Origin of the sequence: Tsuneonella troitsensis, assembly GCF_001441535.1 — a bacterium.
Classification (GTDB): Bacteria; Pseudomonadota; Alphaproteobacteria; order Sphingomonadales; family Sphingomonadaceae; genus Tsuneonella; species Tsuneonella troitsensis.
In genome coordinates, this window is record NZ_LMAU01000003.1 from 476,579 (window position 1) to 502,407 (window position 25,829).

Consider the following 25,829-nt stretch of genomic DNA (forward strand, 5'->3'; position numbering starts at 1 on the left):
GCGAATGCTGCGACAACCGCGGCCGCAGCGGCTCTGTGCATCAACGGTTTGCGGTCCATCCAGACAACCCCCACCTAGCTGAATTCAGTCGTTCCTCGTCGCGATAGCATATAGCGCGATGGCCGCCGCGTTCGAAACGTTCAGGCTTTCGATCGCGTCGCTAATCGGCAGCTTGGCCAGTGCGTCGCAGTGCCCGGCGATGTTGTGACGCATGCCTTCGCCCTCGGCACCTAGGACGAGGGCGACCGGACCGGTTGGCAGTGCCTCGGCGAGCGTTGCGTCGGCTTCCCCCGCAAGACCGATGCGCCAGTAGCCGCTTTCCGCCAGTTCATCGAGCGCGCGGGCAAGGTTCACGACCCGCACCCAGGGCACGACCTCGAGCGCGCCGCTCGCGGACTTGGCGACGACGCCCGATTCTGGCGGTGCATGACGATCCTGCGTGACGATTGCGGCGGCACCGAACGCGGCGGCCGACCGCAGGATGGCACCCACGTTGTGGGGGTCGGTCACCTGGTCGAGGACGAGGATGGGCGCATCGCCGATCACATCCTCCAGGAACACGTCATCGAGCGCGCCGCATTCGAGCACGAGACCTTGGTGCGGAGCGTCGCGGGCGACAAGGCGTGCGAGATCGGAAGCATCCGCCCACTCGACCGGAAAGTCGGCCGGCAGCTCTCCATCGAGTGCGGCAACCCCTTCGCGAGTCGCCCAGAGCTTTCGATGGACGCGCGCCGGGTTCTTGAGCGCGGCCTCGACCGCGTGGCGGCCCCACAAGCGAACCTGTCCCGTGCTTGCGCGGCCCGAACCGCGACCGCCTTGCATCCGTCCCGCTCTGCCGCGCATCGCGCGCTTTTTCTCGCCTTTGGCCATCAACCGCCCCTGCCAGCAGGGCCATTGACAGGCAAGCGCCGCTTCGCCATTGCGCGCCTTCCTCGGCCGGCCGGCCCCTTTTACGGGGTCATCAAACTCGATCCGGCAGGCCCTGTGTGGACAGGTGGCCGAGTGGTTAAAGGCAGCAGACTGTAAATCTGCCCGTGCAAGCGTACGCTGGTTCGAATCCAGCCCTGTCCACCATTTCCAACGAGGCGTGCAAAGCGCCCGTTTCAGGTCGCGCTGTGGTTGGGGGCAGTGGGTTGCAGGGATGGTGAAGAAAATTCCGATGTCGCAAGAGGGGCGGGCGAACCTCGCGCGTCGCAGACGGCGTATGGCGCGGGTCACGGCGGTGACGATTTCCGGAGCATTGGCAGTGGCCGTCGGACTCTGGGCCTGGCTGCTTACCGCGGCCTGATCAAAGCGACTGGGCGCTTGCGAGCGAACGGACGGGGGCCTAACTCGCCGCGATGCCTCATCCAGTCATATCGGCCACCGGCCTGTTCACACCGTCGCATAGTATCAGCAACGCGGAACTGGTCGCCAGTTTCAACGAGTATGTAGAGCGGCACAACGCCGCCAATGCGGACGCCATCAGTACTGGCGAGATCGCGGCGCTGGAGCCTAGTTCGGTCGAGTTCATCGAGAAGGCCAGCGGGATCCAGGCGCGGCACGTGGTGGACAAGGCGAACGTGCTCGATCCCGATACGATGTGCCCTCGCATTTCCGAGCGCGGTAACGACGAGCTTTCGATCATGGCGGAGATCGGCGTAGCGGCGGCCCGGCAGGCGCTCGACCGGGCTGGGCGCGATGCGTCGGACGTCGACGCGGTGCTCTGCGCAGCGTCGAACATGCAGCGCGCCTATCCCGCGATGGCGATCGAGATCCAGCACGCGCTGGGCATCGACGGCTTCGGCTTCGACATGAACGTCGCGTGCTCGTCGGCCACGTTCGGTATCCAGACCGCCGCCGACTACATCCGCGCGGGCAACGCAAAGAGCGTGCTCGTGGTCAGTCCCGAGATAACCAGCGGCCATCTCAACTGGCGCGACCGCGACAGCCATTTCATTTTCGGCGACGTTGCGACCGCGGTCCTGGTCGAGGACGTGAGCCTGGCCCCGGCCTCGCATTGGGACATCCTCGGCACAAAGCTAAAGACTGTCTTCTCCAACAACATCCGCAACAACTTCGGTTTTCTCAACCGGACTGCCCCCGAAACGCGCGACGCGGCCGACAAGCTGTTCGTCCAGGAAGGGCGCAAGGTGTTCAAGGAAGTGGTACCCATGGTGGCGTCGATGATCTGCGAGGAGGCCGACCGGCTGGGGATCGAGCCATCATCGCTGCGCCGACTCTGGCTTCACCAGGCCAATGCCGGGATGAACCGGTTGATTGCGCAGAAAGTGCTGGGTCACGAGGCGAGTGCCGACGAAAGCCCTACCGTCCTGGACACTTATGCGAATACCTCCAGCGCGGGATCGATCATCGCCTTCCACAAGCACTCCGATGATCTTGAGGTGGGTGATGTGGGGCTGATCTGTTCGTTCGGTGCCGGATATTCGGCCGGGACGGTCTTCGTGCGGCGGGCGGGAGTCTGATCCGGTTTCGCTTGTGACGAACGGCCACAGCACCTAAGCCAATCGGCATGGCCGGAGAAATTCTCGACAACCGGGGGCGGGGCGACGCGCACTGGCATTGGCCGACGATCCATCCCGAAGGACGCAAGTTCGGATTGATCGCAGCGGCAGCGGCATTGGTGACCGCGCTTCTCGCATGGGAAACTGTGGCCTGGCCGCTCGCATTTCTCAGCGTCGGCATCCTCGCGTTCTTCCGCGATCCCGAGCGCGTCGTGCCGCAGGGCGAAAACCTCATCGTCTCTCCGGCGGACGGGCTGGTATCACTGATCGCGCAGGTCGAACCGCCGAAGGAAATGATGGTCGACGATGGCAGCGGCACGCGCGGCCTGACGGCAGGGCCGGTAACCCGCATCTCCATTTTCATGTCGGTGTTCGACGTTCACATCAACCGCGCGCCGATCGGCGGCACGGTCCGGCGCGTCGTCTATATTCCCGGCAAGTTCATGAATGCGGACCTCGACAAGGCGAGCGAGGACAACGAGCGCCAGCACATCCTGATCGAGCGTCCCGATGGCCTCGCCATCGGATTCACCCAGATCGCCGGACTTGTGGCGCGGCGCATAGTGCCCTTCGTCAAGCCGGGCGATCTTGTCGCGGCAGGTCAGCGTGTGGGCCTGATCCGGTTCGGCAGCCGGGTCGATGTCTATCTGCCTGCCGGCACCGACGCCAAGGTCGTGCTCGGTCAGACGGTGGTGGCGGGGGAGACGGTACTCGCCGAAACCGGCACGCAGAAATTGATCGAAGGTATCAGCCAGTAATGCGATTTCATGTCTGAAGAACGACCGCGTATCGGGCCCAAGGCGGCCGAGGACGAGGTTCCCCTGACACCCCGCGGCTCCGGCCCGCGAGGGCTGGCGATGCGCGCTGTCGTGCCCAACGCGATCACCGCCGCGGCAATGTGTTCGGGACTCACCGGCATTCGCTTTGCCATGTCCGAACGCTGGGAGGAGGCCGTATTCGCCGTCATCCTGGCCGGCGTGCTCGATGCGATGGACGGGCGCGTTGCCCGGCTGCTCAAGGCCCAATCCCGCTTCGGCGCCGAACTCGACAGCCTTGCCGATTCGTTGAGCTTCGGCACCGCACCGGCGCTGATCCTTTTCCTGTGGTCGCTCGACGACGTGACGCGGTTCGGCTGGTTCGCTGCACTGGCGTTCGCCATTTGCGGTGCGCTGCGGCTCGCGCGCTTCAACGCCCAGATCGACGTCAGCGAGCAGCCACACAAATCCGCAGGGTTTCTGACCGGCGTTCCGGCGCCGGTGGGAGCGGGTCTTGCCTTCCTGCCGATCTATATCTGGCTGGCGACCGGAGACGAAACGTTTCGAGATCCGCGCCTGGTGGCACCGTGGACGGGCCTCGTCGCATTCCTAATGATCTCAAATCTTGCCACACTCAGCTGGGGCAAGATGCGTCCGCGACCGGATGTGCGGCTTGGCCTGATTGCGTTGGTCGGGATGGTCTTTGCAGCGCTCCTGTTGGAGCCGTGGTGGACGCTGACGGGTATTTGCCTGGTCTATCTGGCGACCGTCCCCTGGTCCATCGCGCGGTATGCGCGGATCAGGCGGCAGCGCGCATCGGTGCCGGCGACCTGACAGCGCAGCGACGCGCGGAACGGGCCGAAACAGCCGGAACAGGCCGAAGTGCCGGCATCCGGGTGCCTTCGATACCTTCCATCGTTACGGTGATCATGCGCAAAGCGTCACCGCGGGCGTTCTCGACACGCAAAGACCGGAGCGCGCTCCGGCTGCGCACGGCCGCATCGGCGATGGTCAGCGCGCTGGCGACTGCGACGGTGGCGAACAGCGCGACAAGCAGGAAGGCGGTCATCGATCGTTATCCTTATGGCACAGGCTTGTTGACACCCTGTGGACGACTGGTGGAAAACTCACGCACGAGGTGTGTTCCCGCGACTCGGCCTTTGTTCTCTTTTTGTTCTATCTCGTCAAGGTAATTCGCGACGGATCACGCAATTCCAGCGACGAATTGAGGCTGGCTTTTCACGCTCTATCCCGTTAAGGGCCGCGCCGTTCGCTCCGAATCCCGTTCTCACGACCGGGCAGAGTGGCGGGCAAATCCACATGGAGAGCGCCTCATACCGGTGCCGATCGCGGGATCTCCGCGACGGTTCCAGCTCTCCAGAGGCTCAACCGGAAAGGAATTACCTATGGCGGCCCCGACCGTCACCATGCAGCAATTGATCGAGGCCGGCGCACACTTCGGCCACCAGACCCACCGCTGGAACCCGCGGATGAAGCCGTACATCTTCGGCGCCCGCAATGGGGTTCACATCATCGATCTGTCGCAGACCGTGCCCCTGATGGCGCGCGCGCTCGACTTTATCCAGGACACCGTCCGCTCGGGCGGCAAGGTTCTGTTCGTCGGCACCAAGCGCCAGGCGCAGGAGCCGATCGCGCAGGCCGCTCGCGCATCGGGCCAGCACTTCGTCAACCACCGCTGGCTCGGCGGAATGCTGACCAACTGGAAGACCATTTCCGGTTCGATCCGCCGCCTCAAGACGCTCGACGAGCAGCTCTCGGGCGAAATCTCGGGCCTGACCAAGAAGGAAGTGCTGCAGCTCACCCGCGAGCGTGACAAGCTCGAGCTTTCGCTGGGCGGCATCCGCGACATGGGCGGCATTCCCGACGTGATGTTCGTAATCGACGCGAACAAGGAAGATCTCGCGATCAAGGAAGCCGGCGTTCTCGGCATTCCCGTCGTCGCGGTTCTCGATTCGAACGTCGATCCGACCGGCATCGCGTTCCCGATCCCGGGCAACGACGACGCGGCCCGCGCCGTGCGCCTCTACTGTGACGCAGTCGCCGAAGCGGCTTCGAGCGGCAAAGGCCGTGCGACGATCGATTCGGGTGCCGACATCGGCGCGATGGCCGAACCGCCGGCCGAGGCCGACGTGGCGGACGCCGCTACCGAGGCGTAACATCCGCTTCGCATTTCCCGAATATCGGCGCCGGGACGCATTGCTCCCGGCGCCGCACTGCTATTAGACAAAGGAATTGAACATGGCTGCTTTCAACGCCGCCGACGTGAAGAACCTGCGCGAGAAGACCGGCGCCGGCATGATGGACGCCAAGAAGGCTCTCGAAGCCGCGAATGGCGACATCGAAGCCGCGGTCGACGCGTTGCGCGCCAAGGGCCTCGCCACCGCCGCCAAGAAGTCGAGCCGCACCGCGGCCGAAGGCCTCGTCGGCGTTGCCGTGTCGGGCACCAAGGGCGTCGCGGTCGAAGTGAACTCCGAGACCGACTTCGTCGCCAAGAACGACAAGTTCCAGGACTTCGTCCGCAAGGTCACCGAAGTCGCGCTGGCCGAAGGCTCGTCCGACGTCGAAGCGCTCAAGGGCGTTTCGTACCCCGACGGCGGGACCGTCAGCGACAAGCTGACCGACAACGTCGCGACTATCGGTGAGAACCAGCAGATCCGCCGCCTCAAGCACGTGTCGGTGAATGAAGGCGTCGTCGTGCCCTACATGCACAACGCGCAGGCTCCGAACCTCGGCAAGATCGGCGTGCTCGTCGCGCTCGAATCTACCGCCGACAAGGCGGCGCTCGAAGCGCTCGGCAAGCAGCTTGCGATGCACATCGCCGCCGCTTTCCCGCAGGCCCTCGACGCCGACGGCCTCGACGCCGAAGTGATCGAGCGCGAGCGCAAGATCGCTGCCGAAAAGGCTGCCGAATCGGGCAAGCCCGCCGAAGTGCAGGCCAAGATGGTCGAAGGTGCCATCGGCAAGTTCGCCAAGGAAAACGCGCTTCTCAGCCAGGTCTTCGTGATGGACAACAAGACGCCCATCTCGGAAGTCGTCGCCAAGGCCGGCAAGGATGCGGGCGCGGCGATCGTGCTGAAAGACTACGTCCGCTTCCAGCTCGGCGAAGGCATCGAGAAGGAAGAAACCGACTTCGCAGCCGAGGTGGCCGCAGCCGTAAAGGGCTGAAGTCCTCACCGATTGCTGAATCGGCCTATCGAAACGAAAGCCCCGCGTAGGTATTTCCGACGCGGGGCTTTTTATTTGTCATAGCTTGGCAGTTTAGGATGCGTTCACTAGCATCGCGTCGTGATCGTCGCTGAAACCATCGAAAGCAAAGGTCTCTTGTCGGCCAAGGTGCGCGCCTACTGTGCAAGTACCTGCACGATCACTGTGGGCCTTCACGGCTTTGATTTGTTAGGTGCCGATTCGTGGACGGTCACTCATCACAGTTTCTTGGCCGGCGATAAGGTTCGCCTGAAGGTTCGCCGACCTTTTCCCCGTCATGGCGAAGTCGTCGATACGACGACGATACTGCAGGTCGAATCAATTCGTCGTTGAGACGCTCGATCGGAATTGGGGCTTGGGCTTTTGATGCCCGCTGCCCTTGGCAGTGTGCCCCGTTGCCGGTAAGGCCCCGCCAACCCGAATTCAGCAGCTTATCGAGACCGCGATCTATGCCCTTGCCACCGCTCAAGCGTGTGCTCCTCAAGCTTTCGGGCGAGGTGCTGATGGGCGGCCAGCAGTTCGGTATCGATCCCGCGTTCGTCACTGAACTCGCGAAGGAAGTGAAGGCGGCGAAGGATACGGGGCTCGAGATCTGCCTCGTCATCGGCGGGGGCAATATCTTCCGCGGGATGGCGGGCGCGGCGCAGGGCATGGACCGCGCGCAAGCCGATTACATGGGTATGCTGGCCACGGTGATGAACGCGCTGGCGATGCAGAATGCTCTGGAGCAACTGGGGGTCCAGACCCGCGTTCAATCGGCGATCGAGATGGACAAGGTCTGCGAGCCGGTGATCCGCCGCCGGGCCGAGCGACATCTCGAAAAGGGCCGGGTGGTGATTTTTGCAGCCGGTGTCGGCGCGCCCTATTTCACCACCGACAGCGGCGCGGCATTGCGTGCGGCGGAGATGAAGTGCGACGCGCTGCTCAAGGGCACGAGCGTCGACGGGGTCTATGACAGCGACCCGAAGAAGAATGCGCAGGCAAAGCGTTTCGAATCCGTCACTTACGACAAGGTATTGGCGGACAATCTCAAGGTAATGGACGCCTCTGCGGTTGCGCTGTGCCGCGACAACGGCATCCCGATCGTGGTTTTCTCGATCAGGGAGCAGGGCAACCTCGCGCAGGTCCTGCGCGGCGAAGGCGTCCAGACGATAGTGCAGGGAAGCTGACAATGGCGAAGTACGACAAAGCCGATATCGAGCGGCGGATGAAGGGTGCGATCGAAAGCCTGAAGGGCGATCTTTCGGGGCTGCGCACCGGCCGTGCCAACACCAGCCTGCTCGATCCCGTGATGGTCGAGGTGTACGGCGCGATGATGCCGCTCAACCAAGTGGCCACGGTCTCGGCACCCGAGCCGCGGATGCTCAGCGTGCAGGTGTGGGACAAGTCGAACCTGACCCCGGTCGAAAAGGGCATCGCGAAGGCGAACCTGGGCCTCAACCCGATGATCGATGGGCAGACCCTGCGCCTGCCGCTCCCCGATCTGACCCAGGAGCGCCGCAAGGAACTGGCCAAGCTTGCCGGCGAGTACGGCGAGAAGGCGAAGATCGCGATCCGCAACGTGCGCCGCGACGGGATGGAAGCGCTCAAAGACGACGAGAAGAAGAAGGATATCTCCGAAGACGAGCGCAAGCGTTCGGAAGACGACGTCCAGAAGCTGACCGACAGCCACGTTGCCGAGATCGACACCGTCGTGGCGGCGAAGGTGAAAGAAATCCTCTCGCAGTGACGCGTCGGAGCGCCGGAGCGGAGTGATGGCGGGCGAGGGCGGTGTCGCACGCCACGTCGCGATCATCATGGATGGAAACGGACGCTGGGCGAAAGCCCGGCACCTGCCGCGCGCGATCGGCCATCAGCGCGGCGTCGAAGCCGTGCGCCGGCTTGTAAGAGCGCTCGGCGAAACATCGATCGAATGCCTGACACTCTACGCTTTCAGCACCGAAAACTGGCGTCGGCCCGATGAAGAAGTGGGAGATCTGATGAATCTGATGCGCAGGTTCGTCAAATCCGACCTGCCGGAATTCATCGCCAACGACGTGAAGTTGCATATTCTCGGTGACTGGCGTGGCCTTGCCCCCGACATCGTGGAGATGCTGGAGGATGCCCTTTCGCGGACGGCGGGTGGAGCGCGCACACTCGCGGTAGCGCTCAATTACGGTTCGCAGCAGGAAATCGCCCGGGCGGCAACAGCGGCCGCAGCGGAAGGCGAGATCACGGTCGAATCGATCGAAAGGCATCTCGACAGCGCCGGACTCCCGCCGCTCGACTTGCTTATCCGCACGAGCGGGGAACTGCGGCTCTCGAATTTCCTGTTGTGGCAAAGCGCATATGCGGAAATGATCTTCACCGATGTGCTGTGGCCCGATTTCACCCCCGAGCACCTGACCGATGCGCTTGCGGAATTTACGCGGAGGGAGAGGCGCTATGGCGGACGTTGAGACTGCGCCGCGCAAGAACGCCGACCTTCCCGTTCGCCTCGCCTCGGCGGTCGTCATGCTGGCCCTCGCGGTCAGTGCGATCGTAATCGGCGGCACGGTATTCGATACGTTCGTCGTCATCGTCGCGCTGGTCGCATTCGTGGAATTCGTTCTGCTGGTGGTCGGGGCGACCGCGAACATTCCCTATCGTCTTGCGGCCATCATTGCCGGCGCGGTGTACTTCGGCCTTGCCGGGGGCGTTCTGGTCGGGGCGGGCGACTTTCTCATAATCCTGATAATCGGAGCGACGGTCTTCACCGATACTTTCGCCTATTTCACCGGGCGCGCCATCGGCGGTCCCAAGATCGCGCCGTCGATCAGCCCTTCCAAGACCTGGGCGGGCCTCGTGGGCGGAATGGCCGGCGCGGCGCTCTGGGTGGTTCTGTGGGTCGTCGCGATCGATGGCGGGATTGTGGGGCCGCGGTTCGACCTTGGGCTATCGCTCGGCGTGGGCAATCTCGGTGCCGCCGCTTTGCTGGGCGCCGGCCTCGCGGTCCTCGCCCAGGCGGGAGATTTTTTCCAGTCGTGGCTCAAGCGCCGGGCAGGGGTGAAGGATTCGTCGAAACTCATTCCAGGTCATGGCGGCGTGTTCGACCGGATCGACGGGATGCTGCCGGTCGCGATCGCGGTGGGCGCGCTCGCATCGGGAATCGCCAACTGATGCGGTCGATCTCGATCCTCGGCGCGACCGGATCGGTCGGCGCGTCGACGCTGGACCTTATCCGACGCAACCGCGATTCCTGGCGCGTCATGGCGCTGACGGCCAACTGCAACGTCGACGAGCTTGCCGCCCTGGCACGCGAGTTCGCCGCCGAGATCGCTGTCGTTGCCGACGAAACATGCCTGCCGGCCTTGCGCGATGCGTTGTCAGGCACGGACATTGAATGTGCGGGTGGCGCGCAGGCCCTGTGCGACGCGGCTTCGCTGGGGGCCGACATGACGGTTGCGGCGATCGTGGGCTGCGCAGGGCTCGCGCCGGTCATGACGGCGATCGAACAGGGCGGCACGATAGCGCTCGCGAACAAGGAAGCCTTGGTCTCGGCAGGCGACGTGATGACCGCTGCCGTAAGCCGCACCGGCGCGAAGTTGTTGCCGGTGGACAGCGAGCACAACGCGATCTTCCAGTGTCTTCAGGGCAGTCGCATTTCGGACGTGCGGCGGATCACTCTGACCGCGAGCGGTGGACCTTTCCGCACGTGGACCCAGTCCCAGCTCGAAGCGGCGACCCCCTCACAGGCCGTCGCGCATCCCAATTGGGACATGGGCGCCAAGATCAGCGTCGATTCGGCGACGATGATGAACAAGGGTCTCGAATTCATCGAGGCGCACCATCTGTTTCCCGTCGGCCTCGATCGGATCGGGATCGTCGTTCATCCGCAGAGCGTCATCCATTCGATGGTGGAATATCGCGACGGATCGACGCTGGCGCAGCTCGGTCCTTCGGACATGCGCGTGCCGATCGCCTCGTGCCTGGCCTACCCGCAGCGGATGTACACCCCCATGGAGCCGCTCGATCTGGTTGCGATCGGATCGTTGACGTTCGAGGCTCCCGACGAGGTAAGGTTCCCCGCCACGAGGCTCGCGCGCGAGGCGGCACAAATGGGTGGCGCAGCGCCCGCCGTCTTGAACGCAGCTAACGAAGCGGCCGTCGCGGCATTCCTGTCCGGAAAGATAGCGTTCACACGAATTGCGCTAACGGTCGAACGTACGCTTGAACGCGACCTGCCGCCGGCACCTGCTTCGCTCGACGAAGTACTGGCGATCGACAGGGAAGCGCGTGTGCGAGCCTCTGAATTGCTGGAGCTTGCCTGATTTGATCGAAACGCCGCCATTCTGGTTTTACCTCGTCGGTTTCGTGCTTCTGCTCGGGCCGCTGGTGACGGTGCACGAATTCGGCCACTACCTTATGGGTCGATTGTTCGGCGTCGGGGTCGAGGCGTTCTCGGTCGGCTTCGGCAAGGAAGTGGTCGGCTACACCGATCGCCGTGGGACGCGGTGGCGCCTGTCGGCATTGCCACTGGGCGGCTACTGCCAGTTCAAGGGCGATATGAACCCCGCCTCGATACCCGATGCGGACGCAATCGCGGCGATGACCCCAGCGGAACGCGACGGCAGTTTCCACCACGCGCCGTTGTGGCAGAGAGCCCTGATTGTACTGGCGGGGCCGCTGACCAACCTTGTGGTCGCCGTGGCGATTTTCGCGGCGTTCTTCATGATGATCGGCAAACCGGTTCAGGTCGATCCAGCCGAGACCAACGTCATCCAGAGTTTCGCCGAAGGGTCGGTGGCGGAAGCGGCGGGTGTGCGCGTCGGCGATCGGATCGTATCCATCGACGGTGAGCCGGTGGCGGAATTCCGAGACATAACCGAGCGCGTGTTGATGCACCCCGGAGAGGCGATCGTACTCGGTGTCGAACGCGAAGGCGAACGCCTGCGCGTTCCCCTGACGATCGGCAGTGCTGTCGAAAGGGATCGTTTCGGCAACGAATCCCGCGTGGGCCGTCTGGGTGTGTGGTCCAGTCCGATCAGCTACGAGCAGGTCAGCTTTGTCGAGGCCACCCGGCTTGGGTTCGTCGAATGCGCGAACCTGGTCCGCATGATGGTGACCGGCATAGGCCAAATTCTGACCGGCCAGCGTTCTGTCGACGAACTTGGCGGACCGATCAAGATCGCCAAGTTTTCCGGGGAGCAGCTGAGCCTTGGCCCGGTTGCGTTCGTCGGCTTCGCAGCGCTGATCTCGCTTAACTTGGCGTTCATCAACTTGTTGCCAATTCCCGCCCTCGACGGCGGGCACCTGGCTTTCTACGCGGCAGAGGCGGTCCGCCGGAAGCCGGTGGGGGCGCGCGGTCAGGAATTTGCGTTCCGCGCCGGCGTGGCGGTTATCCTTGCGCTGATGCTGTTCGTTACGGTCAACGACCTGCTGTCGCTGCCAATTTTCGGGCGGTAGCAAGTAAGCCGAGGAATCGTTCGCGCGCTGAGCGCATGGGCACAACAGGCCTTCCACCGCTTGATCGGGGACCGGGTATGGGGCAAGGGCGGCCCACCCGCCGCCCGGGTCTCACCTGCGGCAGGCGACACGGAGCATACCTGAGCGCATGGATAGGTTTATGGACGGAAGTCCCACGTCGATGATGGCACGCGAATTGGCAGGCAACGCTAACCGGCCGGGTCTCGCCCGGCTGGGGCTGTCGCTGCTTTGCGGGACGATCCTGGCGGGAATGCCCGCGACAGCATTTGCCCAGGAAACGCCCGCAGCGACCCCGGCACCGGCACCGACGCCCTCATCCGCGATCGCCGAGGCACCGGCGCCGCAGTCCGACGTGATCCGCACGGTCTCTGTCAGTGGTGCGGAGCGTCTAGAACCGACGACGATCGTATCTTACATCCGTCTGCGGCCCGGCCAGGTCTACACGCAGGCCGCGGGGGACCAGGCGCTCAAGGACCTCTATGCGACTGAGCTTTTCGCCAGCGCGAGCATAGTGAACAACGGGGGCGACGTGGTCGTGACTGTGGTCGAGAACCCGGTCATCAACCGGATCGTCCTCGAGGGTAACCGACGGTTGAAGGAGGACAAGATCCTCCCGGAGATCAAGCTGGCCCCCCGCCAGATTTTCACCCGTTCCAAGGTCCGCGCCGACGTTGCGCGCATTGTCGAACTGTACAAGCGGCAGGGCCGCTTTGCCGCCACGGTCGAACCCAAAATGGTCGAGCTGGCGCAGAACCGCGTCGACGTGGTGTTCGAGATCAACGAAGGGCCCAAGTCCAAGGTTCGCCAGATCAACATCCTCGGCAACGAAGCATTCTCCGACGGCGAACTGCGCAGCGAGATGCTGACCAAGCAGGCGCGCCCGACGCGGTTCTTCTCGTCCAGCACGAGCTACGACCCCGACCGGCTTGCGTTCGACCAGCAGAAACTGCGTCAGTTCTATCTCACCCAAGGGTACGCCGATTTTCGCGTGATCTCGGCCGTGGCGGAGCTGACTCCCGACAAGCGCGATTTCATCATCACCTACGTCGTCGAGGAAGGCGAACGCTACAAGTTCGGCGACGTCGCGGTACAGAGCGAATTGCGCGACTTCTCGAGCGAGGGCCTGACCGGCAATCTTCCGATGAAGGAAGGCGACTGGTACGACGCCAAGCAGATTCAGGATACGGTGGAGCAGCTTACCGAGCTTGCTGGCACCTTTGGCTATGCCTTTGCGCAGGTCGACGATCAGTATCGGCGTAACAAGGAAGACCTGACCATGTCGGTCACCTTCGTTCTGCGCGAGGCGCCCCGCGTTTATGTCGAGCGGATCGACGTCAACGGCAACACGTTGACGCAGGACAAGGTCATCCGGCGCGAATTCCGCCTCGTCGAAGGCGATGCGTTCAACTCGCTGCAGGTCAAGCGTTCGGAGAACCGGATCAAGTCTCTCGGCTTTTTCCAGGAAAACTTCGAGGTCTCGCAGAAGGAAGGCACCACGCCCGATCGCATCGCGCTCGAGGCGAATGTGCAGGAGCAGGCCACCGGACAGTTGCAGCTGTCGGCGGGCTTTTCCTCGATCGAGAGCTTCATCCTTGCCGCATCGATCCAGCAGCGCAACTTCCGCGGTCGTGGTCAGACGGTCGGCGCCGGCGTCAACTACTCGCGCTATTCGAAGAGCGCGAACCTCAGCTTTTCCGAGCCTTACGTGTTCGACCGCAACATTTCGGCGGGTGTCGACATCTATCGGCGCGATCTGAACAGCTTCAATTACCTGAACAACGATCGCAACACGACTTTCCAGCAGACGACCACTGGCGGTCAGCTGCGGCTTGGCGTGCCGTTGTCGGAATATACCTCGCTGATCGGCAGCTACACACTGAACTTCGACGAGGTTTCGCTCGACGAGAACCAGTTCTTCTCCGACCGACTCAGCCCGCCGAACCTGACCTGCGATCCGCTGCTGGCGGGACGCTACCTTTGCGAAGCGGTCGGCAAGCGGACGAGTTCGATTCTCGGCGTTACGCTGGCCTACGATTCGCTCGACAGTCGTCTGCGCCCCACGCGCGGCCGGTCGGCGTCGATCACGGGCGAATTTGCCGGCCTCGGCGGCTCGGTCAAGTATGCCCGGGTCCGCGCCCGCGCGGCGCAATACTGGCCGCTGGGCAGCGGGTTCATATTCTCGGTGCAGGGCGAAGGCGGTGCGATCAAGGCGCTCGGCAACGACCGCGTCCAGCTGACCGACAGATTCTTCCTGGGTGAACCGCAGTTCCGCGGGTTCGACATCCGCGGCGTGGGTCCGCGGGTTCTTCGCCAGCCGATCATCGCGGACCCCGACAGCCCCGATCCCGCCAATCCCCTGCCCTTGGTGGTGACCGAGCGGGAGCGGGTGTCGGACGACGCGCTCGGCGGCAATTTCTATTACCTCGGTCGCGCCGAAATCGAGATTCCGCTGGGCAGCGGTGTTCAGGAGCTTGGCTTGCGTCCCTCGGTTTTCGTCGACGTGGGAGCGCTTTGGGGTAGCCAGTTCCGCGATCCGCAGGACCTGGTGCAGGATTGCACTTTCCCTGCCGGATGCAATTTCCCGCAGCGCGATGCCAACGGCAATGCACTCTTCACCCAAACCGTCACCAACGCAGACGGCACCACCACGACAACGCTGGTAACCAGCCCCACCTCGCCCAGTGGCGCGGCCAACACGCCGCTGCTGAACAACATACCGCCGTTCACCGAACAGTTCCTCGGCGATACGCCGAAGCCGCGCGTTTCGGTGGGTATCGGCGTCAACTGGAACTCGCCCTTCGGTCCGTTCAGGATCGATTTCGCTCACGTGCTCTTGAAGCAGCCAGGTGATGACACCAAGCGCTTCACCTTCAACGTAGGAACACAATTCTGATGAAGATTTTCTCGAAGAGCCTGCTCGCAGCGGGCATCGCCTTCGCCGCGCTTTCGCCGATCGCGGCCGCGCCTGCCGCCGCCCAGGTGGTTAAGGGCATCGGCGTGGTCAGCCTGCCGGCGGTCGTTGCCAACTCGAACGCCTACAAGACGGCAGAACAGCAGCGCCCGGTCACGTACAAGCCGCAGCTCGATCAGGCCGAAGCACGCCGTGCTGCGATCGCCGCCCAGCTCCAGCCTCTGGTCGACAAGTTCAATGCAGACCGTCAGGCCAATCCGAACAACCCGGCTCTCAACCAGCAGGCCCAGACGATCCAGCAGATCCAGCAGTCCGGCCAGCAGGAGCTTCAGCAGCTCGTCGCTCCCGTCGCGCTTAGCCGTGCCTATGTGACCGAGCAGATCGAGGACCGCCTCGACACAGCCGTCCAGAATGCGGCGCGCAAGAAGAACATCCAGCTGATCCTCGATCCGACGCAGGGCGCGGTGATCTATGCCGATGCGGCCTACAACATCACGCAGGACGTGCTGAACGAGCTCAACACCTTGCTGCCCAACGCACAGCTCGTGCCCCCGCAGGGCTGGGTGCCGCGCGAAGTACGTCAGCAGCAGGAGGCCGCCGCCGCTGCTGCGGGTCAGGCGCCGGCAGCCCCTGCTGCCACGCCGCCGGCTGCGACAAGCCGCTGATCGAACGAAGGGGCAGGATCGATGAGCGAGGACAACGGACAAGTGCCGCAGGCGCACGCGTACGATATCCTCAAGGTGCTCAAGGCCCTGCCGCATCGCTATCCGCTGCTGCTCGTCGATCGCGTTCGGTCGATCGAGATTGGCGAGCGGATACACGCGGTCAAGGCAGTCTCGTTCAACGAGCAGTTCTTCCAGGGTCATTTTCCGGGGCGGCCGATCATGCCGGGCGTCCTGCAGATCGAAGCGCTTGCACAGGCCGCCGGCGTTCTGGGGATCGAGACCTTCGAACTGGCCGGTACGGGCAAGCTCGTCATCTTCATGGCGATCGAGAATGCGAAGTTCCGCGCGTCGGTCGAGCCGGGATGTCTGCTCGATCTCGAAGTCGAGTTTACCCGAAAATCCTCGCGCGTGTGCAAGTTCAAGGGCCGTGCGAGCGTTGACGGCAACACCACTTGCGAAGTCGAGTTCACGGCGATGATCGCCGACGCACCGGCCGATTAAGCGAAACCTTGCATTTCGGCCGAAGCACCGCTAGGCGCGCGCCTTTCCCACCACAGCTGGACCGGTCGGAACCGTTCCGAGGCTACGGAGACACGTGATGAAGACCGAAGGTCACCCCGACTACCACACGATCACCGTCAAGATGACCGACGGTACTGAATTCCAGACCCGCTCGACCTGGGGCGCCGAGGGCGACACGATGACGCTCGACATCGATCCCACCAGCCACCCGGCATGGACCGGCGGCAAGCAGCAGCTTCAGGAAGGCGGCCGCGTTGCCAAGTTCAACCAGCGCTTCGGTGGGCTGACGCTCAAGAAGTAAGTCGATTTCGACATCGAATTTCAAAGGGCGGTCCTTGCGGGCCGCCCTTTTTCGTTCGTCATACCGGCTCGAGCGGCTGATGCGGGCCGGGCGGTAACTCGCACCGGATCGTATCGCCTGTCGCTATGCTCCCGCTCCGTTCGACAACGGACATGATGCCGCACTTGCGGGCGATCGAACCATCCGCGCGCTTCTCGATCATGTGCTGCAGCAAGCCGGATCGGAATTTTTCGATCTGGTTGCAAGGATTGCGTAGTCCCGTGACGCGCAGGACTGCCTCCCCGATAAACAGCCGGGTTTCCCGCGGCAGATCGAGCAGATCGATACCGCGGGTCTGAATGTTCTCGCCCAGGTCGCCTTCCCCCAGCACGAAACCTTTCGTCGCCAGCTCGTCGAGCAGCTCGGCGTGGATCAGGTGAACCTGGCGCAGGTTGGGCTGGGTCGGATCGCGCCGGATGCGCGACAGGTGCTGGACTGTCTGGCCGCCGTGCGCATCACCTTCGACGCCGATGCCCGCGATCAGCCGCAGTGTTTCGCTCGATGCCTTCGAGAAGCTGTGCGTTCTATTGCGGGCGAGGCCCACCACTCGCGCATTGCTCAACCCCACGGCCTTTCCCGGTACCACTTGGTGATTACGTATTTGACCCCGCGACGGACCTTCATGCCGTGATGAAGGGTATTGGGATTGGGCCGGCCGTCGGGGCGCCGGTTGTTCCACGCCAGCAACTTGCCCGGCTCGGGCTGGATGATCTTCTTCGGAACGCCGAACCGCGTCCCGCCGCCGGCCTCCACCGCGTTCAGATAGACCATGAAAGTCCAGGTTCGCTGTCCCGCAACCGAGCAGTACCGATTGAAATCGATGCCGCCGGGTTCGAAGTAGTCGGTGTGCGCCTTGAATTCCTGCCCGACGTCGTACCGTTGGCCCTGAACCGGCTCGCCGTGTGCAGGATCGATGCGATTGAGCGCATGCAGGCGCGCTTCGAGGTCGCGAACCACAGGCTCGTCCGGATCGAGGTCACAGGTTTCGCTGGTGCGGAAATAGGTGTCGCCATTTGGATCGGCGATCGTTGAAGGTCGGCGGTTCGTCTCGATGAGGGAAATCAGCTCATTGCACATCGCGGCAGGAAGAAAATCCCGTAGCTGAAACAGTTCTATCTTGGGGAACGGTGACCGTTGCATTCCCGCTCGTTCGAGCAGGACATCTGCCGAAGATTCGCCGGGGGCGTTCATCGCTCGTCCCTAGGTGAAATCAGGCCGCGAAACAATATTACGCCAGCGTCGCGCGTACGCAGTTTTCACTTCCAAATCGGGGCCTCGTATGCAACAGGCGCTCGCCCGCGAGGGAACCGCCTTGACGGCCTGCCGCGTGGCTATCATGGCCCCGCATCACGGCATGCCGGGGGCATGTGGCGATCGTAGCTCAGTTGGTTAGAGCGCCGGTTTGTGGTACCGGAGGTCGGGGGTTCGAGACCCCTCGATCGCCCCATTTCCCCCTTCTTCGATGTCGTGCGAATCCGACGATTTCGACGCGATGCGGGGCATTTCCATGACGGCTTTCTGGACTCAGGCAGACTTCGACGATCATGAGCTCGTCCAGCTCGTGCGCGATCGCAAATCGGGTCTGACCGCGATCATTGCCCTGCATTCCACCCACCTCGGCCCCGGTGCCGGTGGTACGCGTTTCTGGCACTATGCCGACCCGGCGGACGGCCTGCGGGACGCCCTGCGCCTCAGCCGAGGCATGAGCTACAAGAACGCGATGGCCGGCCTGCCCATGGGCGGCGGCAAGGCCGTGATCCTGGCAGACAAGGCGCGGACCAAGACGCCGGAATTGCTTGCCGCATTCGCCGATGCGGTCGAAGCCCTGGGCGGCAAGTACGTTACCGCCGAGGACGTGGGGATCAGCGAAAGCGACATGGTCGCGGTCTCGCAGCGCACACGCTTTGTGTCCGGCCTGCCGGTCGGAGAGGGCGAGGCGGGCGGCGATCCCGGGCCGTTCACCGCGATGGGTATCTATCATGGCATCAAGGCAGCGGTGGCGCACAAGCTGGGCAAGGACAGCCTGCAGGGCGTTCGCGTGGCATTGCAGGGAACCGGCAGCGTGGGTGGCGGCGTCGCCCGCCTCCTGAGCAAGGACGGCGCACTGCTTGTCGTGGCCGATGTGGACGAGGGGCGCGCCAAGGCGCTTGCCCGCGAAGTGGACGGCGAGGCGGTAAGTCCGGCGCAGATCATGTCGGTTTCGTGCGATGTATTCAGCCCCAACGCATTGGGTGCGATCTTGGACGAGGCGGGCATCGCCGCTCTTGATTGCGCGATCGTGGCGGGTGGCGCGAACAACCAGTTGGCGCGGAGCGAGCACGGTCAGTTGCTGGCGGAGCGCGGTATTCTTTACGCGCCCGACTACGTCATCAACGCCGGCGGAATCATCTCGGTGACGCTCGAATACCTTGCCCGGACCAACGGTGAATCCTGCGACATCAACGAAGTTCGCAAGCGCATCGCGCAAATCCCCGATCGACTGCGGACGATCTGGGAAGAGAGCGACCATACCGGCGTATCGTCGGATCGGGTTGCCGACCGCATGGCGCAGAAGCTCATCGGGCGGTGATTTCCGGGAACTGACCCTTGCCGCATGCGGCAGGGAATGCCAAAGCGGTGTCAACGGTTATCCGATGCACGGCTTCGCCAATCCCACGCGTTTTCTCCGCATCGCTCGCCCGCTGACCCCTTGGCTACTGGGCCTCGGACTGGCGCTTGCGGGTAGTGCATTGGCGTGGGGTTTGTTCGTGGCCCCTGCCGAACGGCTGCAGGGCGATACCGTCCGCATCCTCTTCATTCACGTGCCGTCCGCATGGCTCGGCATGGCGGGCTGGACCGCGATCGCCGGGGCAAGTCTCGCCGAGATCGTCTGGCGCCATCCGCTTGCCGCGATCGCCGGACGGGCCGCGGCCTTGCCGGGGGCGGTGTTCACCGCGCTGTGCCTTGCGACCGGGTCGCTCTGGGGCCGCCCCGCCTGGGGCACGTGGTGGGAATGGGATGGCCGACTGACGAGCATGCTCGTGCTGCTGTTTCTTTACCTCGGCTACATGGCGTTGTCGGGTGCGACGGCCCGCGAGGGTGGCTCTTCCAGGATTCCGGCGATATTCGGCCTGGTCGGTGTCATCAACGTGCCGATCATCCATTTCTCGGTCCTGTGGTGGTCGTCGATCCACCAGCCGCCAAGCATCAGCACCGGCGGGTCTGCCATGGCGCCCGCATTTCTCTGGCCGCTGATGGTCGCGACGCTCGGCTTTACCTTGCTGTTCGTAGCGGTCGTCCTGATGCGCATGCGAGCCCTGCTTGCCGAGGCGCAGGCCGAGGCGCGCATGCGCCGCCGGGCGCGAGAAGCGGCCTGATGCGCGAGTCGCTCGATCACTGGCCTTTCGTTATCGCCGCCTATGCCCTCGGCATCGGCGCGACGTTGATACTCTTGGGGTGGAGTTGGCTGGCCATGCGCCGCGCCGAACGCAATCGTGACGAGGGACGCAAGTGAGCGCAGTGAAGGCGAAGCATCAGCGATTGATCCTGGTAGTCATAGCGCTGGTTGCGCTGGTTGCCGCTGGGGTGATTGCATCGTGGGCGCTGCGGAATCAGGCAAGCTACTTCTACGTGCCCTCCCAGTTCGTCGAGGACCCGCCGGCACCGGGGCAGGCCATACGTCTCGGCGGGATGGTCGAGGCCAACTCGATCAAGACCCAATCCGACGGCGTGACGATCGACTTCGTGGTGGGTGATGGCGATGCGCGCGTGCCGGTGCGCTATTCGGGAATCGTGCCGGACCTGTTCGTCGAGGGTTCGGGCGTGGTGGCCGAAGGCAAGATGCAATCCGACGGCACATTCGTCGCAGACAACCTGCTGGCGAAGCACGACGAGAACTACGTGCCGCGCGAACTTCAGGACATGAACGACCAGCACAAAAAGGCCGCGGTGGCAGAGACCACCATATGATCGCCGAGCTCGGACTCGCGGCCCTTTGGCTCGCGGCCGCTCTTGCCGCCCTGCAACTAGTCGCAGGCGCACTGGCCGTATGGCGTGGCGGCGAGGAGAGCGGCGGAGAGCTTGCCGGTCTCATTCGTCCCGCTGCCATCGTGCAGGGCGTCCTATGCGTATTCTCGTTCGCGATGCTGGTCTGGCTGTTCGTGCGAACGGACCTGTCGGTGAAGCTCGTCGCGATGAACTCGCATTCGGACAAGCCGCTGATTTTCAAGATCGCGGGCTCCTGGGGCAACCATGAAGGCTCGATGCTGCTGTGGATCACCGTGATGAGTGCTGCCGGCGCCCTGATCGCCTTTGTGGAGCGAAGGCTCCCCGAGCGCACGATGCAGGCGACGCTCGCAGCACAGAGCTTCGTCGCTCTGGGATTCTACGCGTTCCTGCTGTTGAGTTCGAACCCGTTCGAGCGACTGCCTACCCCCGCGGTCGAAGGCAACGGACTCAACCCGCTGCTTCAGGATATCGGCCTCGCGTTCCACCCACCCACGCTCTATCTCGGCTACGTCGGCCTTTCGGTGGCATTCAGTTTTGCGGTCGGCGCCCTGATCACCCGTCAGGTCACCCCCGAATTCGCCCGCGCCATGCGGCCCTGGGTTCTCGGTGCATGGATATTCCTGACGGTGGGCATCACAGCGGGCAGCTATTGGGCGTATTACGAACTCGGCTGGGGGGGCTGGTGGTTCTGGGACCCCGTCGAAAATGCCTCGCTGATGCCATGGCTGGCGGCGACTGCGCTGCTCCATTCGGCGAGCGTGCTCGCGGCGCGCGATGCCCTGCGTGCGTGGACGATCATGCTGGGTGTCGTGGCCTTTTCCATGAGCATGATCGGCACGTTCCTCGTGCGATCGGGCATTCTGACGAGCGTACACGCATTCGCGGTCGATCCGGAACGAGGCAGCTTCATCCTGGGGCTTCTGGTGATCTATATCGGCGGAGCGCTGGCAGTGTTCGGGCTGCGAGCGGGCTCGGTGGCGGAAGGCGAGAAGTTCTCGGCCGTCAGCCGCGAGGGCGCGCTGGTGGTCAACAACGTGCTGCTGTCGGCGATCCTGGGCGTGGTGCTGCTCGGCACGCTCTATCCGCTGCTGACCGAAGCGATGGGCGTTCGTGTGTCCGTTGGTCCTCCATACTTCGATCCGGTCGGTACGGTGTTCGTCGTGCCGATGCTGCTTGCGATGATGGTCGGTCCCCTTCTGCGCTGGCGGGGGGACAGGCTCGAACGCGTCCGCAAGCCGGCCCTGATCGCCCTCGTCTGTCTGGCCGGTGGGCTTGCCGTTGCAATCGCTCTGAGGGCCGGAGTGCTCTCGACGATCGGACTCGCACTGAGCGCCGGACTTGCCGTCGCCAGCGTGATGCCGTTGCGGGGCCGCAGCTTGCGCCGTCTGCCAATCGCGACCTGGGGCATGGTGATTGCTCACCTCGGCATCGCGGTGGCACTTTTCGGCATGGCGAGCGAGCGTGCTTTCAACAAGGAAGAGCTGGCCGCGATTAAAGTCGGCGAGACTGCCACTGTCGGACCGTGGAGTGTCAAACTGGCAGCCGTAGATCCGGTTGCCGGCGCCAACTGGACCGCGATCGAGGCCGTCATGCAGGCCAGCTACGCCGGCGGCAAGCCCGTGGAGCTTCACCCCCAAGCGCGCAGCTTCTGGTCGCCGCCGCAGGAAACCACGGAGAGTGCGCTGGCCACTCGCTGGAACGGGCAGTTGTACGCCGTCCTCGGCAAGGCTGCGGATAGCGAACGATGGCAGGTGCGACTGTGGTGGAAGCCGTTCGTGACCCTGATCTGGTATGGGGGCCTGATGATCGCGCTGGGCGGCCTGCTCGCGCTCATCGGACGGGTTCGCGAGGACCTGCGGCGCCGGATCGTCCAGCGCAAGGCCGGCGAGCGCAGGGCGGAGGCAGTGCCGTGAAGGGCTGGCGCTTCTTCCTGCCGCTTGGCCTGTTCGCGGCTTTCGTCGGCATAGCGGGCTATCAACTCAGCCAGCCAAAGAGCGAATTCGTCGAGTCTGCCATGATCGGCAAGCCTATGCCGCCATTCGACATGCGTCCGGCGACCTCCGATGTGCCGGGACTGTCGCTCGCCAACCTGAAGGACGGCAAACCAAAGCTGCTCAACATCTGGGCGAGCTGGTGCGTGCCGTGTGCGGCAGAGGCCCCTCATCTGGCCGAGCTCGAGCGCCAAGGGGCGCCGATTGTCGGGGTCGCGATCCGCGACCGCCCCGAGGATGTCGCCGCCTTTCTGGCTCGCTACGGAAATCCCTTCCAGCGGATCGGCGCGGACGACTTGAGCGAGCTTCAACTGGCGATCGGCAGCTCCGGGGTCCCTGAAACCTTTGTGATCGATGGCGAGGGTGTCATTCGTTACCAGCATATCGGAGACGTCCGCGCCGAGCATGTGCCCTTGCTGATGGAAAAGCTTCGCGAGGCCGGAGCGTGAGCCGTCTTCTCGCCATGTTGGTCGCAATCTCGGTGCTGCCGTTTGCGATTGCGCCCCTTGCTGCACAGGACTCGATGCCACCTGCGCCATACGCCTACCGCCAGCTCGATGACTCGGGTCTCGAAGCGCGCGCGCGCGGTCTGATGGAAGAACTGCGGTGCCTGAAGTGCCAGAGCCAATCGATCGCCGATAGCGACGCTCCGATGGCGGGCGATATGCGTCACCAGGTCCGGCTCAGGATCGCTGCGGGAGAAGACCCCGAAGCGATCCGCGAGTGGATGATGGAGCGGTACGGCGATTACGTCAGCTACGCCCCGGTCGTCAGCCGAACTACGTGGCCGCTCTATGTCGGACCGGTTGTTCTCCTGCTAATCGCTGGGCTCCTGCTTTGGCGCCGTTTCCGGAAGGTCGCATGAGCTTCGCACCGATCATATTGCTGGCGGCGATCGCGTTCGCATTCGGCGTGGTGGCATCGAGGCTCCCAAAGTCCGGATGGACCCTTTTCGCCGCGGCCTTGATGTTCGGACTTGCCGGTTACGCTCTTCAAGGTTCGCCGGGACAAGCCGGCTCGCCCAAGAGCGCTGCCGCTGACCAGAGCATGGAAGGTCCCGAACTCGTCGAAGCGCGTCGCTCGCTGTACGGACCGACGCCGCCAAGTCGCTTCGTGACGGTGGCCGACGGGTTTGCGCGTCGGGGACAATACGCCGATGCGGCTGGGATCCTGCGCAGTTCTCTGGCGGACAATCCCGACGATCCGGAAGCGCGCCTCGCCCTCGCCAACGCGATATTGGAACACGCCGACGGCCAACTCACTCCCGCGGCGATGTACGCATATGAGCAGGCTGCGCAGGCCGATCCTGGCGAGCCGGGTCCGGGCTTTTTCCTCGGTGTTGCCATGATCCGCAATGGCCGACTGCCGCAGGCGCGCGAATTGTGGGCCGACATGTTGACGAAGGCTCCGGCGGATGCCCCGTGGCGCGAAGGTCTGGAGGATCGGCTCAGCCGGCTCGACAGCCTGATCGCCCAGACCGCAAATCAATGACGCTCCAGTCGCCCGCAATTGCGGGCACCGGGTCTCGGTGCTAAGCGCCGCCGCTTTCATGGCATGGATCAAACCTCGATGAGCCAGACGGCCGGTCACGGAGCCGACGGTGACAAGACCGTCAGCGCCAAGGTCAAGCTTGCGGTGGGTGCCGTCGGTATCGTTTTCGGCGATATCGGCACCAGCCCGATCTATGCCTTTCGCGAGACTTTCGCCGGCCACCATCCGCTCGCGCTCGACACGCTTCACCTGATGGGTGTCGTAAGCCTGATCTTCTGGGCGATGACGATCATCGTCTCGCTCCAGTACGTCACGATTCTCATGAATGCCGACAACCGCGGGCAGGGCGGCACCCTCGCCTTGGTGGCGCTGATTTCGCAAAAGATCGGCGGGACCAATCGCGGGTGGATCGCGATCATGCTGGGCGTGTTCGCGACCGCGCTGTTCTATGGCGACAGCATGATCACGCCGGCGGTCTCGGTGCTATCGGCGGTCGAAGGGCTGACGACGGTAGAGGCGCGCATGGCGCCGTTCGTCATCCCGATCGCGCTAACCCTGCTCATCGCGCTGTTTCTGCTGCAGAAACGCGGTACCGGCACGATCGGCAAGCTGTTCGCGCCGATCATGCTGACCTATTTCACGACGCTGGCGGTGCTTGGCCTGATCCACATCGTGGACAATCCGGGAGTGCTGGCAGCGCTCAATCCCTGGTACGCGGTTCAGTTTTTCATCACCGACAAGTGGCTGGCCTTCCTGGCACTGGGCTCTGTCGTCCTCGCGGTGACGGGTGCCGAGGCGCTCTACTCGGATATGGGGCATTTCGGACGCGGGCCACTGCGGATCGGCTGGTTCGGGTTCGTAATGCCATGCCTGCTGCTCAATTACTTCGGGCAGGCGGCGATGATCATGAATCTCGAAGCGGCTGCCGCTGCCGAGGCGATCAAGAACCCGTTCTTCGTGATGGCGAGCGAATCGTTCCGGCTACCTCTCGTGCTGCTGGCCACCTGCGCTACCTTTATCGCGAGCCAAGCGGTCATCACGGGAGCGTTCTCGGTCACGCAGCAGGCGATCCAGCTCGGCTTCGTTCCGCGCCTCTCGATCCTGCACACCAGCGAGACGCAGCACGGACAGATCTACATCCCGTTCGTGAACTGGACGCTGATGATCGCGGTGATCCTCCTGGTTCTGACGTTCCGCAATTCGTCCAATCTTGCGAGCGCATACGGCATCGCCGTGACCGGAGCGATGTTGATCGACACCTGCCTCATGGCCGTGCTGTTCCTGGCCGTCTGGCGCTGGAAGCTCTGGATGGCCCTGCCGCTTGTGGGCCTGTTCTTCCTGGTCGATGGATCGTTTTTCGCCGCCAACCTGCCCAAGGTGCCCGATGGGGGCTGGTTCCCGCTGTTCGTCGGCGCGATCGCGTTCACGCTCCTCACGACCTGGGCGCGCGGGCGCAAGCTGATGCGCGACCGAATGAGCGAGGTGGCGCTCCCGATCGCGATCTTTGCCAAGAGCGCACGCAACTCGGCAACGCGCGTGCCGGGAACCGCGATCTTCATGGCGTCGGCCAGCGGCGGCGTGCCGAGCGCGCTCCTCCACAACATCAAGCACAACAAGGTGCTGCACGAACGGGTCGTGATCCTGACCGTGCAGATCGCCGGAGTGCCCTACGTCGATCCGTCCGAGCGATTCGAAATCCACGCTGTGGGCGACGGCATTTTCCGCGTGATTCTGCACTATGGCTTCATGCAGGAGACCGATGTGCCCGCCGCCCTTGCCGAAACGGGAGAATGCGGCGGTATGTTCGACATGATGCAGACCAGCTTCTTCCTCAGTCGGCAGACGCTGATCGCCAGCAAGAAGCCAGGAATGGCCGTATGGCGCGAAAAGCTGTTCGCGTGGATGCTCCGCAATTCGGCAACCGCCATGGAATTTTTTCGCCTGCCGACCAATCGCGTGGTCGAGCTTGGCAGCCAGGTAGAGATCTAAGGAG

At 63.8% G+C, this 25,829-nt stretch carries 29 protein-coding genes and 2 tRNA genes; 27 read left to right on the plus strand and 4 right to left on the minus strand.

What is annotated here, in order from left to right; all coding sequences use genetic code 11:
• Nucleotides 1-84: 84 nt before the first annotated feature.
• Entirely contained in the window at nucleotides 85-870 is a 786-nt protein-coding gene (rlmB, locus tag AR323_RS09030; protein WP_057883610.1) for a 23S rRNA (guanosine(2251)-2'-O)-methyltransferase RlmB, read from the minus strand.
• Nucleotides 871-988: 118 nt separating this feature from the next.
• Between rlmB and AR323_RS09035 the strand changes: the two genes are divergently transcribed.
• The 4 genes from AR323_RS09035 to AR323_RS09050 all read left to right on the plus strand — a co-directional run bounded on the left by AR323_RS09035 (nucleotide 989) and on the right by AR323_RS09050 (nucleotide 4,093).
• A tRNA-Tyr gene (locus AR323_RS09035) sits at nucleotides 989-1,074 on the plus strand.
• A gap of 266 nt (nucleotides 1,075-1,340) precedes the next feature.
• Nucleotides 1,341-2,465, plus strand: coding sequence for a beta-ketoacyl-ACP synthase III (locus AR323_RS09040; protein ID WP_057883611.1), 1,125 nt, complete (start codon nucleotides 1,341-1,343; stop codon nucleotides 2,463-2,465).
• Between the two features lie 47 nt (nucleotides 2,466-2,512).
• Complete coding sequence (locus AR323_RS09045; RefSeq protein WP_057883612.1) at nucleotides 2,513-3,262, plus strand: phosphatidylserine decarboxylase; 750 nt, start codon at nucleotides 2,513-2,515, stop codon at nucleotides 3,260-3,262.
• Between the two features lie 9 nt (nucleotides 3,263-3,271).
• Nucleotides 3,272-4,093 (plus strand): CDP-alcohol phosphatidyltransferase family protein, encoded by an 822-nt coding sequence (locus AR323_RS09050; RefSeq protein WP_057883613.1) that lies wholly within the window; start codon nucleotides 3,272-3,274, stop codon nucleotides 4,091-4,093.
• Here the strand turns inward: AR323_RS09050 and AR323_RS09055 are convergent.
• Nucleotides 4,059-4,328, minus strand: a complete 270-nt coding sequence (locus AR323_RS09055) for a hypothetical protein (RefSeq protein WP_057883614.1) — start codon at nucleotides 4,326-4,328, stop codon at nucleotides 4,059-4,061. The genes AR323_RS09050 and AR323_RS09055 overlap by 35 nt on opposite strands.
• Nucleotides 4,329-4,665: 337 nt before the next feature.
• Here AR323_RS09055 and rpsB point away from each other — a divergent pair, with 337 nt between their 5' ends.
• The 13 genes from rpsB (at nucleotide 4,666) to rpmE (ending at nucleotide 16,328) form a co-directional block, all read left to right on the plus strand.
• A complete protein-coding gene (rpsB, locus tag AR323_RS09060) occupies nucleotides 4,666-5,436 on the plus strand; it encodes a 30S ribosomal protein S2 (protein WP_057883615.1) in 771 nt (256 codons plus the stop codon).
• Nucleotides 5,437-5,518: 82 nt separating this feature from the next.
• Nucleotides 5,519-6,445 (plus strand): translation elongation factor Ts, encoded by a 927-nt coding sequence (gene tsf, locus AR323_RS09065; RefSeq protein ID WP_057883761.1) that lies wholly within the window; start codon nucleotides 5,519-5,521, stop codon nucleotides 6,443-6,445.
• A gap of 120 nt (nucleotides 6,446-6,565) precedes the next feature.
• Entirely contained in the window at nucleotides 6,566-6,817 is a 252-nt protein-coding gene (locus tag AR323_RS09070; protein ID WP_057883616.1) for a hypothetical protein, read from the plus strand.
• Between the two features lie 116 nt (nucleotides 6,818-6,933).
• Nucleotides 6,934-7,653, plus strand: a complete 720-nt coding sequence (pyrH, locus tag AR323_RS09075; RefSeq protein WP_057883617.1) for a UMP kinase — start codon at nucleotides 6,934-6,936, stop codon at nucleotides 7,651-7,653.
• A gap of 2 nt (nucleotides 7,654-7,655) precedes the next feature.
• Entirely contained in the window at nucleotides 7,656-8,213 is a 558-nt protein-coding gene (gene frr / locus AR323_RS09080) for a ribosome recycling factor (RefSeq protein ID WP_057883618.1), read from the plus strand.
• Nucleotides 8,214-8,238: 25 nt separating this feature from the next.
• Entirely contained in the window at nucleotides 8,239-8,922 is a 684-nt protein-coding gene (uppS, locus tag AR323_RS09085; RefSeq protein WP_057883762.1) for a polyprenyl diphosphate synthase, read from the plus strand.
• Nucleotides 8,909-9,622 (plus strand): phosphatidate cytidylyltransferase, encoded by a 714-nt coding sequence (locus tag AR323_RS09090; RefSeq protein WP_057883619.1) that lies wholly within the window; start codon nucleotides 8,909-8,911, stop codon nucleotides 9,620-9,622. The genes uppS and AR323_RS09090 overlap by 14 nt, the downstream gene beginning before the upstream one ends.
• The gene (locus AR323_RS09095; RefSeq protein ID WP_057883620.1) at nucleotides 9,622-10,773 is read left to right on the plus strand and encodes a 1-deoxy-D-xylulose-5-phosphate reductoisomerase; all 1,152 of its coding nucleotides are present in this window, start codon (nucleotides 9,622-9,624) and stop codon (nucleotides 10,771-10,773) included. Before AR323_RS09090 ends, AR323_RS09095 begins: the two co-directional genes overlap by 1 nt.
• 1 nt (nucleotide 10,774) lies before the next feature.
• Nucleotides 10,775-11,908 carry an RIP metalloprotease RseP gene (gene rseP / locus AR323_RS09100; RefSeq protein ID WP_083495323.1) on the plus strand — a complete coding sequence of 378 codons (1,134 nt, stop codon included), beginning with the start codon at nucleotides 10,775-10,777 and terminating at the stop codon, nucleotides 11,906-11,908.
• Nucleotides 11,909-12,089: 181 nt separating this feature from the next.
• Nucleotides 12,090-14,822, plus strand: a complete 2,733-nt coding sequence (bamA, locus tag AR323_RS09105; RefSeq protein WP_057883764.1) for an outer membrane protein assembly factor BamA — start codon at nucleotides 12,090-12,092, stop codon at nucleotides 14,820-14,822.
• Nucleotides 14,822-15,505 (plus strand): OmpH family outer membrane protein, encoded by a 684-nt coding sequence (locus tag AR323_RS09110; RefSeq protein ID WP_057883621.1) that lies wholly within the window; start codon nucleotides 14,822-14,824, stop codon nucleotides 15,503-15,505. The genes bamA and AR323_RS09110 overlap by 1 nt, the downstream gene beginning before the upstream one ends.
• Nucleotides 15,506-15,526: 21 nt before the next feature.
• Nucleotides 15,527-16,006, plus strand: a complete 480-nt coding sequence (gene fabZ / locus AR323_RS09115; protein WP_057883622.1) for a 3-hydroxyacyl-ACP dehydratase FabZ — start codon at nucleotides 15,527-15,529, stop codon at nucleotides 16,004-16,006.
• Nucleotides 16,007-16,103: 97 nt separating this feature from the next.
• A complete protein-coding gene (gene rpmE / locus AR323_RS09120; protein WP_057883623.1) occupies nucleotides 16,104-16,328 on the plus strand; it encodes a 50S ribosomal protein L31 in 225 nt (74 codons plus the stop codon).
• 58 nt (nucleotides 16,329-16,386) lie between these two features.
• Here the strand turns inward: rpmE and AR323_RS09125 are convergent, their stop codons facing one another.
• Together AR323_RS09125 and AR323_RS09130 are read right to left on the minus strand one after the other, a co-directional pair.
• Nucleotides 16,387-16,935: an MOSC domain-containing protein gene (locus tag AR323_RS09125; protein WP_200956693.1), complete on the minus strand. Its 549-nt coding sequence runs from the start codon at nucleotides 16,933-16,935 to the stop codon at nucleotides 16,387-16,389.
• Nucleotides 16,926-17,558: a prolyl hydroxylase family protein gene (locus tag AR323_RS09130; RefSeq protein WP_057883625.1), complete on the minus strand. Its 633-nt coding sequence runs from the start codon at nucleotides 17,556-17,558 to the stop codon at nucleotides 16,926-16,928. Before AR323_RS09130 ends, AR323_RS09125 begins: the two co-directional genes overlap by 10 nt.
• A 179-nt stretch (nucleotides 17,559-17,737) precedes the next feature.
• On the opposite strand from AR323_RS09130, the gene AR323_RS09135 reads away from it, so the two are divergent.
• From AR323_RS09135 to AR323_RS09175, 10 genes are all read left to right on the plus strand, one after another.
• Nucleotides 17,738-17,814 (plus strand) — tRNA-His (locus tag AR323_RS09135).
• A 60-nt stretch (nucleotides 17,815-17,874) separates the two neighbouring features.
• Entirely contained in the window at nucleotides 17,875-18,936 is a 1,062-nt protein-coding gene (locus AR323_RS09140; RefSeq protein WP_057883765.1) for a Glu/Leu/Phe/Val family dehydrogenase, read from the plus strand.
• A gap of 64 nt (nucleotides 18,937-19,000) precedes the next feature.
• On the plus strand, nucleotides 19,001-19,723 hold the full coding sequence (ccmC, locus tag AR323_RS09145; protein WP_057883626.1) for a heme ABC transporter permease CcmC: 723 nt from the start codon (nucleotides 19,001-19,003) through the stop codon (nucleotides 19,721-19,723).
• Nucleotides 19,723-19,860 (plus strand): heme exporter protein CcmD, encoded by a 138-nt coding sequence (locus AR323_RS14650; RefSeq protein WP_123321804.1) that lies wholly within the window; start codon nucleotides 19,723-19,725, stop codon nucleotides 19,858-19,860. The genes ccmC and AR323_RS14650 overlap by 1 nt, the downstream gene beginning before the upstream one ends.
• Nucleotides 19,861-19,865: 5 nt before the next feature.
• Nucleotides 19,866-20,315 (plus strand): cytochrome c maturation protein CcmE, encoded by a 450-nt coding sequence (ccmE, locus tag AR323_RS09150; protein WP_123321844.1) that lies wholly within the window; start codon nucleotides 19,866-19,868, stop codon nucleotides 20,313-20,315.
• Nucleotides 20,312-22,267, plus strand: a complete 1,956-nt coding sequence (locus AR323_RS09155; RefSeq protein ID WP_057883628.1) for a heme lyase CcmF/NrfE family subunit — start codon at nucleotides 20,312-20,314, stop codon at nucleotides 22,265-22,267. Before ccmE ends, AR323_RS09155 begins: the two co-directional genes overlap by 4 nt.
• Nucleotides 22,264-22,794 carry a DsbE family thiol:disulfide interchange protein gene (locus AR323_RS09160; RefSeq protein WP_057883629.1) on the plus strand — a complete coding sequence of 177 codons (531 nt, stop codon included), beginning with the start codon at nucleotides 22,264-22,266 and terminating at the stop codon, nucleotides 22,792-22,794. The genes AR323_RS09155 and AR323_RS09160 overlap by 4 nt, the downstream gene beginning before the upstream one ends.
• A gap of 14 nt (nucleotides 22,795-22,808) precedes the next feature.
• The gene (locus tag AR323_RS09165) at nucleotides 22,809-23,210 is read left to right on the plus strand and encodes a cytochrome c-type biogenesis protein (RefSeq protein WP_057883630.1); all 402 of its coding nucleotides are present in this window, start codon (nucleotides 22,809-22,811) and stop codon (nucleotides 23,208-23,210) included.
• The gene (locus AR323_RS09170; RefSeq protein ID WP_057883631.1) at nucleotides 23,207-23,836 is read left to right on the plus strand and encodes a tetratricopeptide repeat protein; all 630 of its coding nucleotides are present in this window, start codon (nucleotides 23,207-23,209) and stop codon (nucleotides 23,834-23,836) included. The genes AR323_RS09165 and AR323_RS09170 overlap by 4 nt, the downstream gene beginning before the upstream one ends.
• Nucleotides 23,837-23,914: 78 nt before the next feature.
• Complete coding sequence (locus AR323_RS09175) at nucleotides 23,915-25,825, plus strand: potassium transporter Kup (protein WP_057883766.1); 1,911 nt, start codon at nucleotides 23,915-23,917, stop codon at nucleotides 25,823-25,825.
• The last annotated feature ends 4 nt before the right edge of the window (nucleotides 25,826-25,829 follow it).

Bases quoted from the DNA above. Each gene is read 5' to 3' on its own strand.
- tsf (WP_057883761.1), top strand. From the start codon at position 5,519: ATGGCTGCTTTCAACGCCGCCGACGTGAAGAACCTGCGCGAGAAGACC.
- AR323_RS09140 (WP_057883765.1), top strand. From the start codon at position 17,875: ATGACGGCTTTCTGGACTCAGGCAGACTTCGACGATCATGAGCTCGTC.
- rlmB (WP_057883610.1), bottom strand. From the start codon at position 870: ATGGCCAAAGGCGAGAAAAAGCGCGCGATGCGCGGCAGAGCGGGACGG.
- AR323_RS14650 (WP_123321804.1), top strand. From the start codon at position 19,723: ATGCGCGAGTCGCTCGATCACTGGCCTTTCGTTATCGCCGCCTATGCC.
- AR323_RS09090 (WP_057883619.1), top strand. From the start codon at position 8,909: ATGGCGGACGTTGAGACTGCGCCGCGCAAGAACGCCGACCTTCCCGTT.
- bamA (WP_057883764.1), top strand. From the start codon at position 12,090: ATGATGGCACGCGAATTGGCAGGCAACGCTAACCGGCCGGGTCTCGCC.
- AR323_RS09055 (WP_057883614.1), bottom strand. From the start codon at position 4,328: ATGACCGCCTTCCTGCTTGTCGCGCTGTTCGCCACCGTCGCAGTCGCC.
- AR323_RS09040 (WP_057883611.1), top strand. From the start codon at position 1,341: ATGCCTCATCCAGTCATATCGGCCACCGGCCTGTTCACACCGTCGCAT.
- frr (WP_057883618.1), top strand. From the start codon at position 7,656: ATGGCGAAGTACGACAAAGCCGATATCGAGCGGCGGATGAAGGGTGCG.
- AR323_RS09095 (WP_057883620.1), top strand. From the start codon at position 9,622: ATGCGGTCGATCTCGATCCTCGGCGCGACCGGATCGGTCGGCGCGTCG.
- uppS (WP_057883762.1), top strand. From the start codon at position 8,239: ATGGCGGGCGAGGGCGGTGTCGCACGCCACGTCGCGATCATCATGGAT.
- AR323_RS09110 (WP_057883621.1), top strand. From the start codon at position 14,822: ATGAAGATTTTCTCGAAGAGCCTGCTCGCAGCGGGCATCGCCTTCGCC.
- fabZ (WP_057883622.1), top strand. From the start codon at position 15,527: ATGAGCGAGGACAACGGACAAGTGCCGCAGGCGCACGCGTACGATATC.
- pyrH (WP_057883617.1), top strand. From the start codon at position 6,934: ATGCCCTTGCCACCGCTCAAGCGTGTGCTCCTCAAGCTTTCGGGCGAG.
- AR323_RS09155 (WP_057883628.1), top strand. From the start codon at position 20,312: ATGATCGCCGAGCTCGGACTCGCGGCCCTTTGGCTCGCGGCCGCTCTT.
- AR323_RS09045 (WP_057883612.1), top strand. From the start codon at position 2,513: ATGGCCGGAGAAATTCTCGACAACCGGGGGCGGGGCGACGCGCACTGG.
- rpmE (WP_057883623.1), top strand. From the start codon at position 16,104: ATGAAGACCGAAGGTCACCCCGACTACCACACGATCACCGTCAAGATG.
- AR323_RS09170 (WP_057883631.1), top strand. From the start codon at position 23,207: ATGAGCTTCGCACCGATCATATTGCTGGCGGCGATCGCGTTCGCATTC.
- AR323_RS09165 (WP_057883630.1), top strand. From the start codon at position 22,809: ATGTTGGTCGCAATCTCGGTGCTGCCGTTTGCGATTGCGCCCCTTGCT.
- AR323_RS09050 (WP_057883613.1), top strand. From the start codon at position 3,272: ATGTCTGAAGAACGACCGCGTATCGGGCCCAAGGCGGCCGAGGACGAG.
- ccmC (WP_057883626.1), top strand. From the start codon at position 19,001: ATGCACGGCTTCGCCAATCCCACGCGTTTTCTCCGCATCGCTCGCCCG.
- AR323_RS09175 (WP_057883766.1), top strand. From the start codon at position 23,915: ATGAGCCAGACGGCCGGTCACGGAGCCGACGGTGACAAGACCGTCAGC.
- rpsB (WP_057883615.1), top strand. From the start codon at position 4,666: ATGGCGGCCCCGACCGTCACCATGCAGCAATTGATCGAGGCCGGCGCA.
- AR323_RS09130 (WP_057883625.1), bottom strand. From the start codon at position 17,558: ATGAACGCCCCCGGCGAATCTTCGGCAGATGTCCTGCTCGAACGAGCG.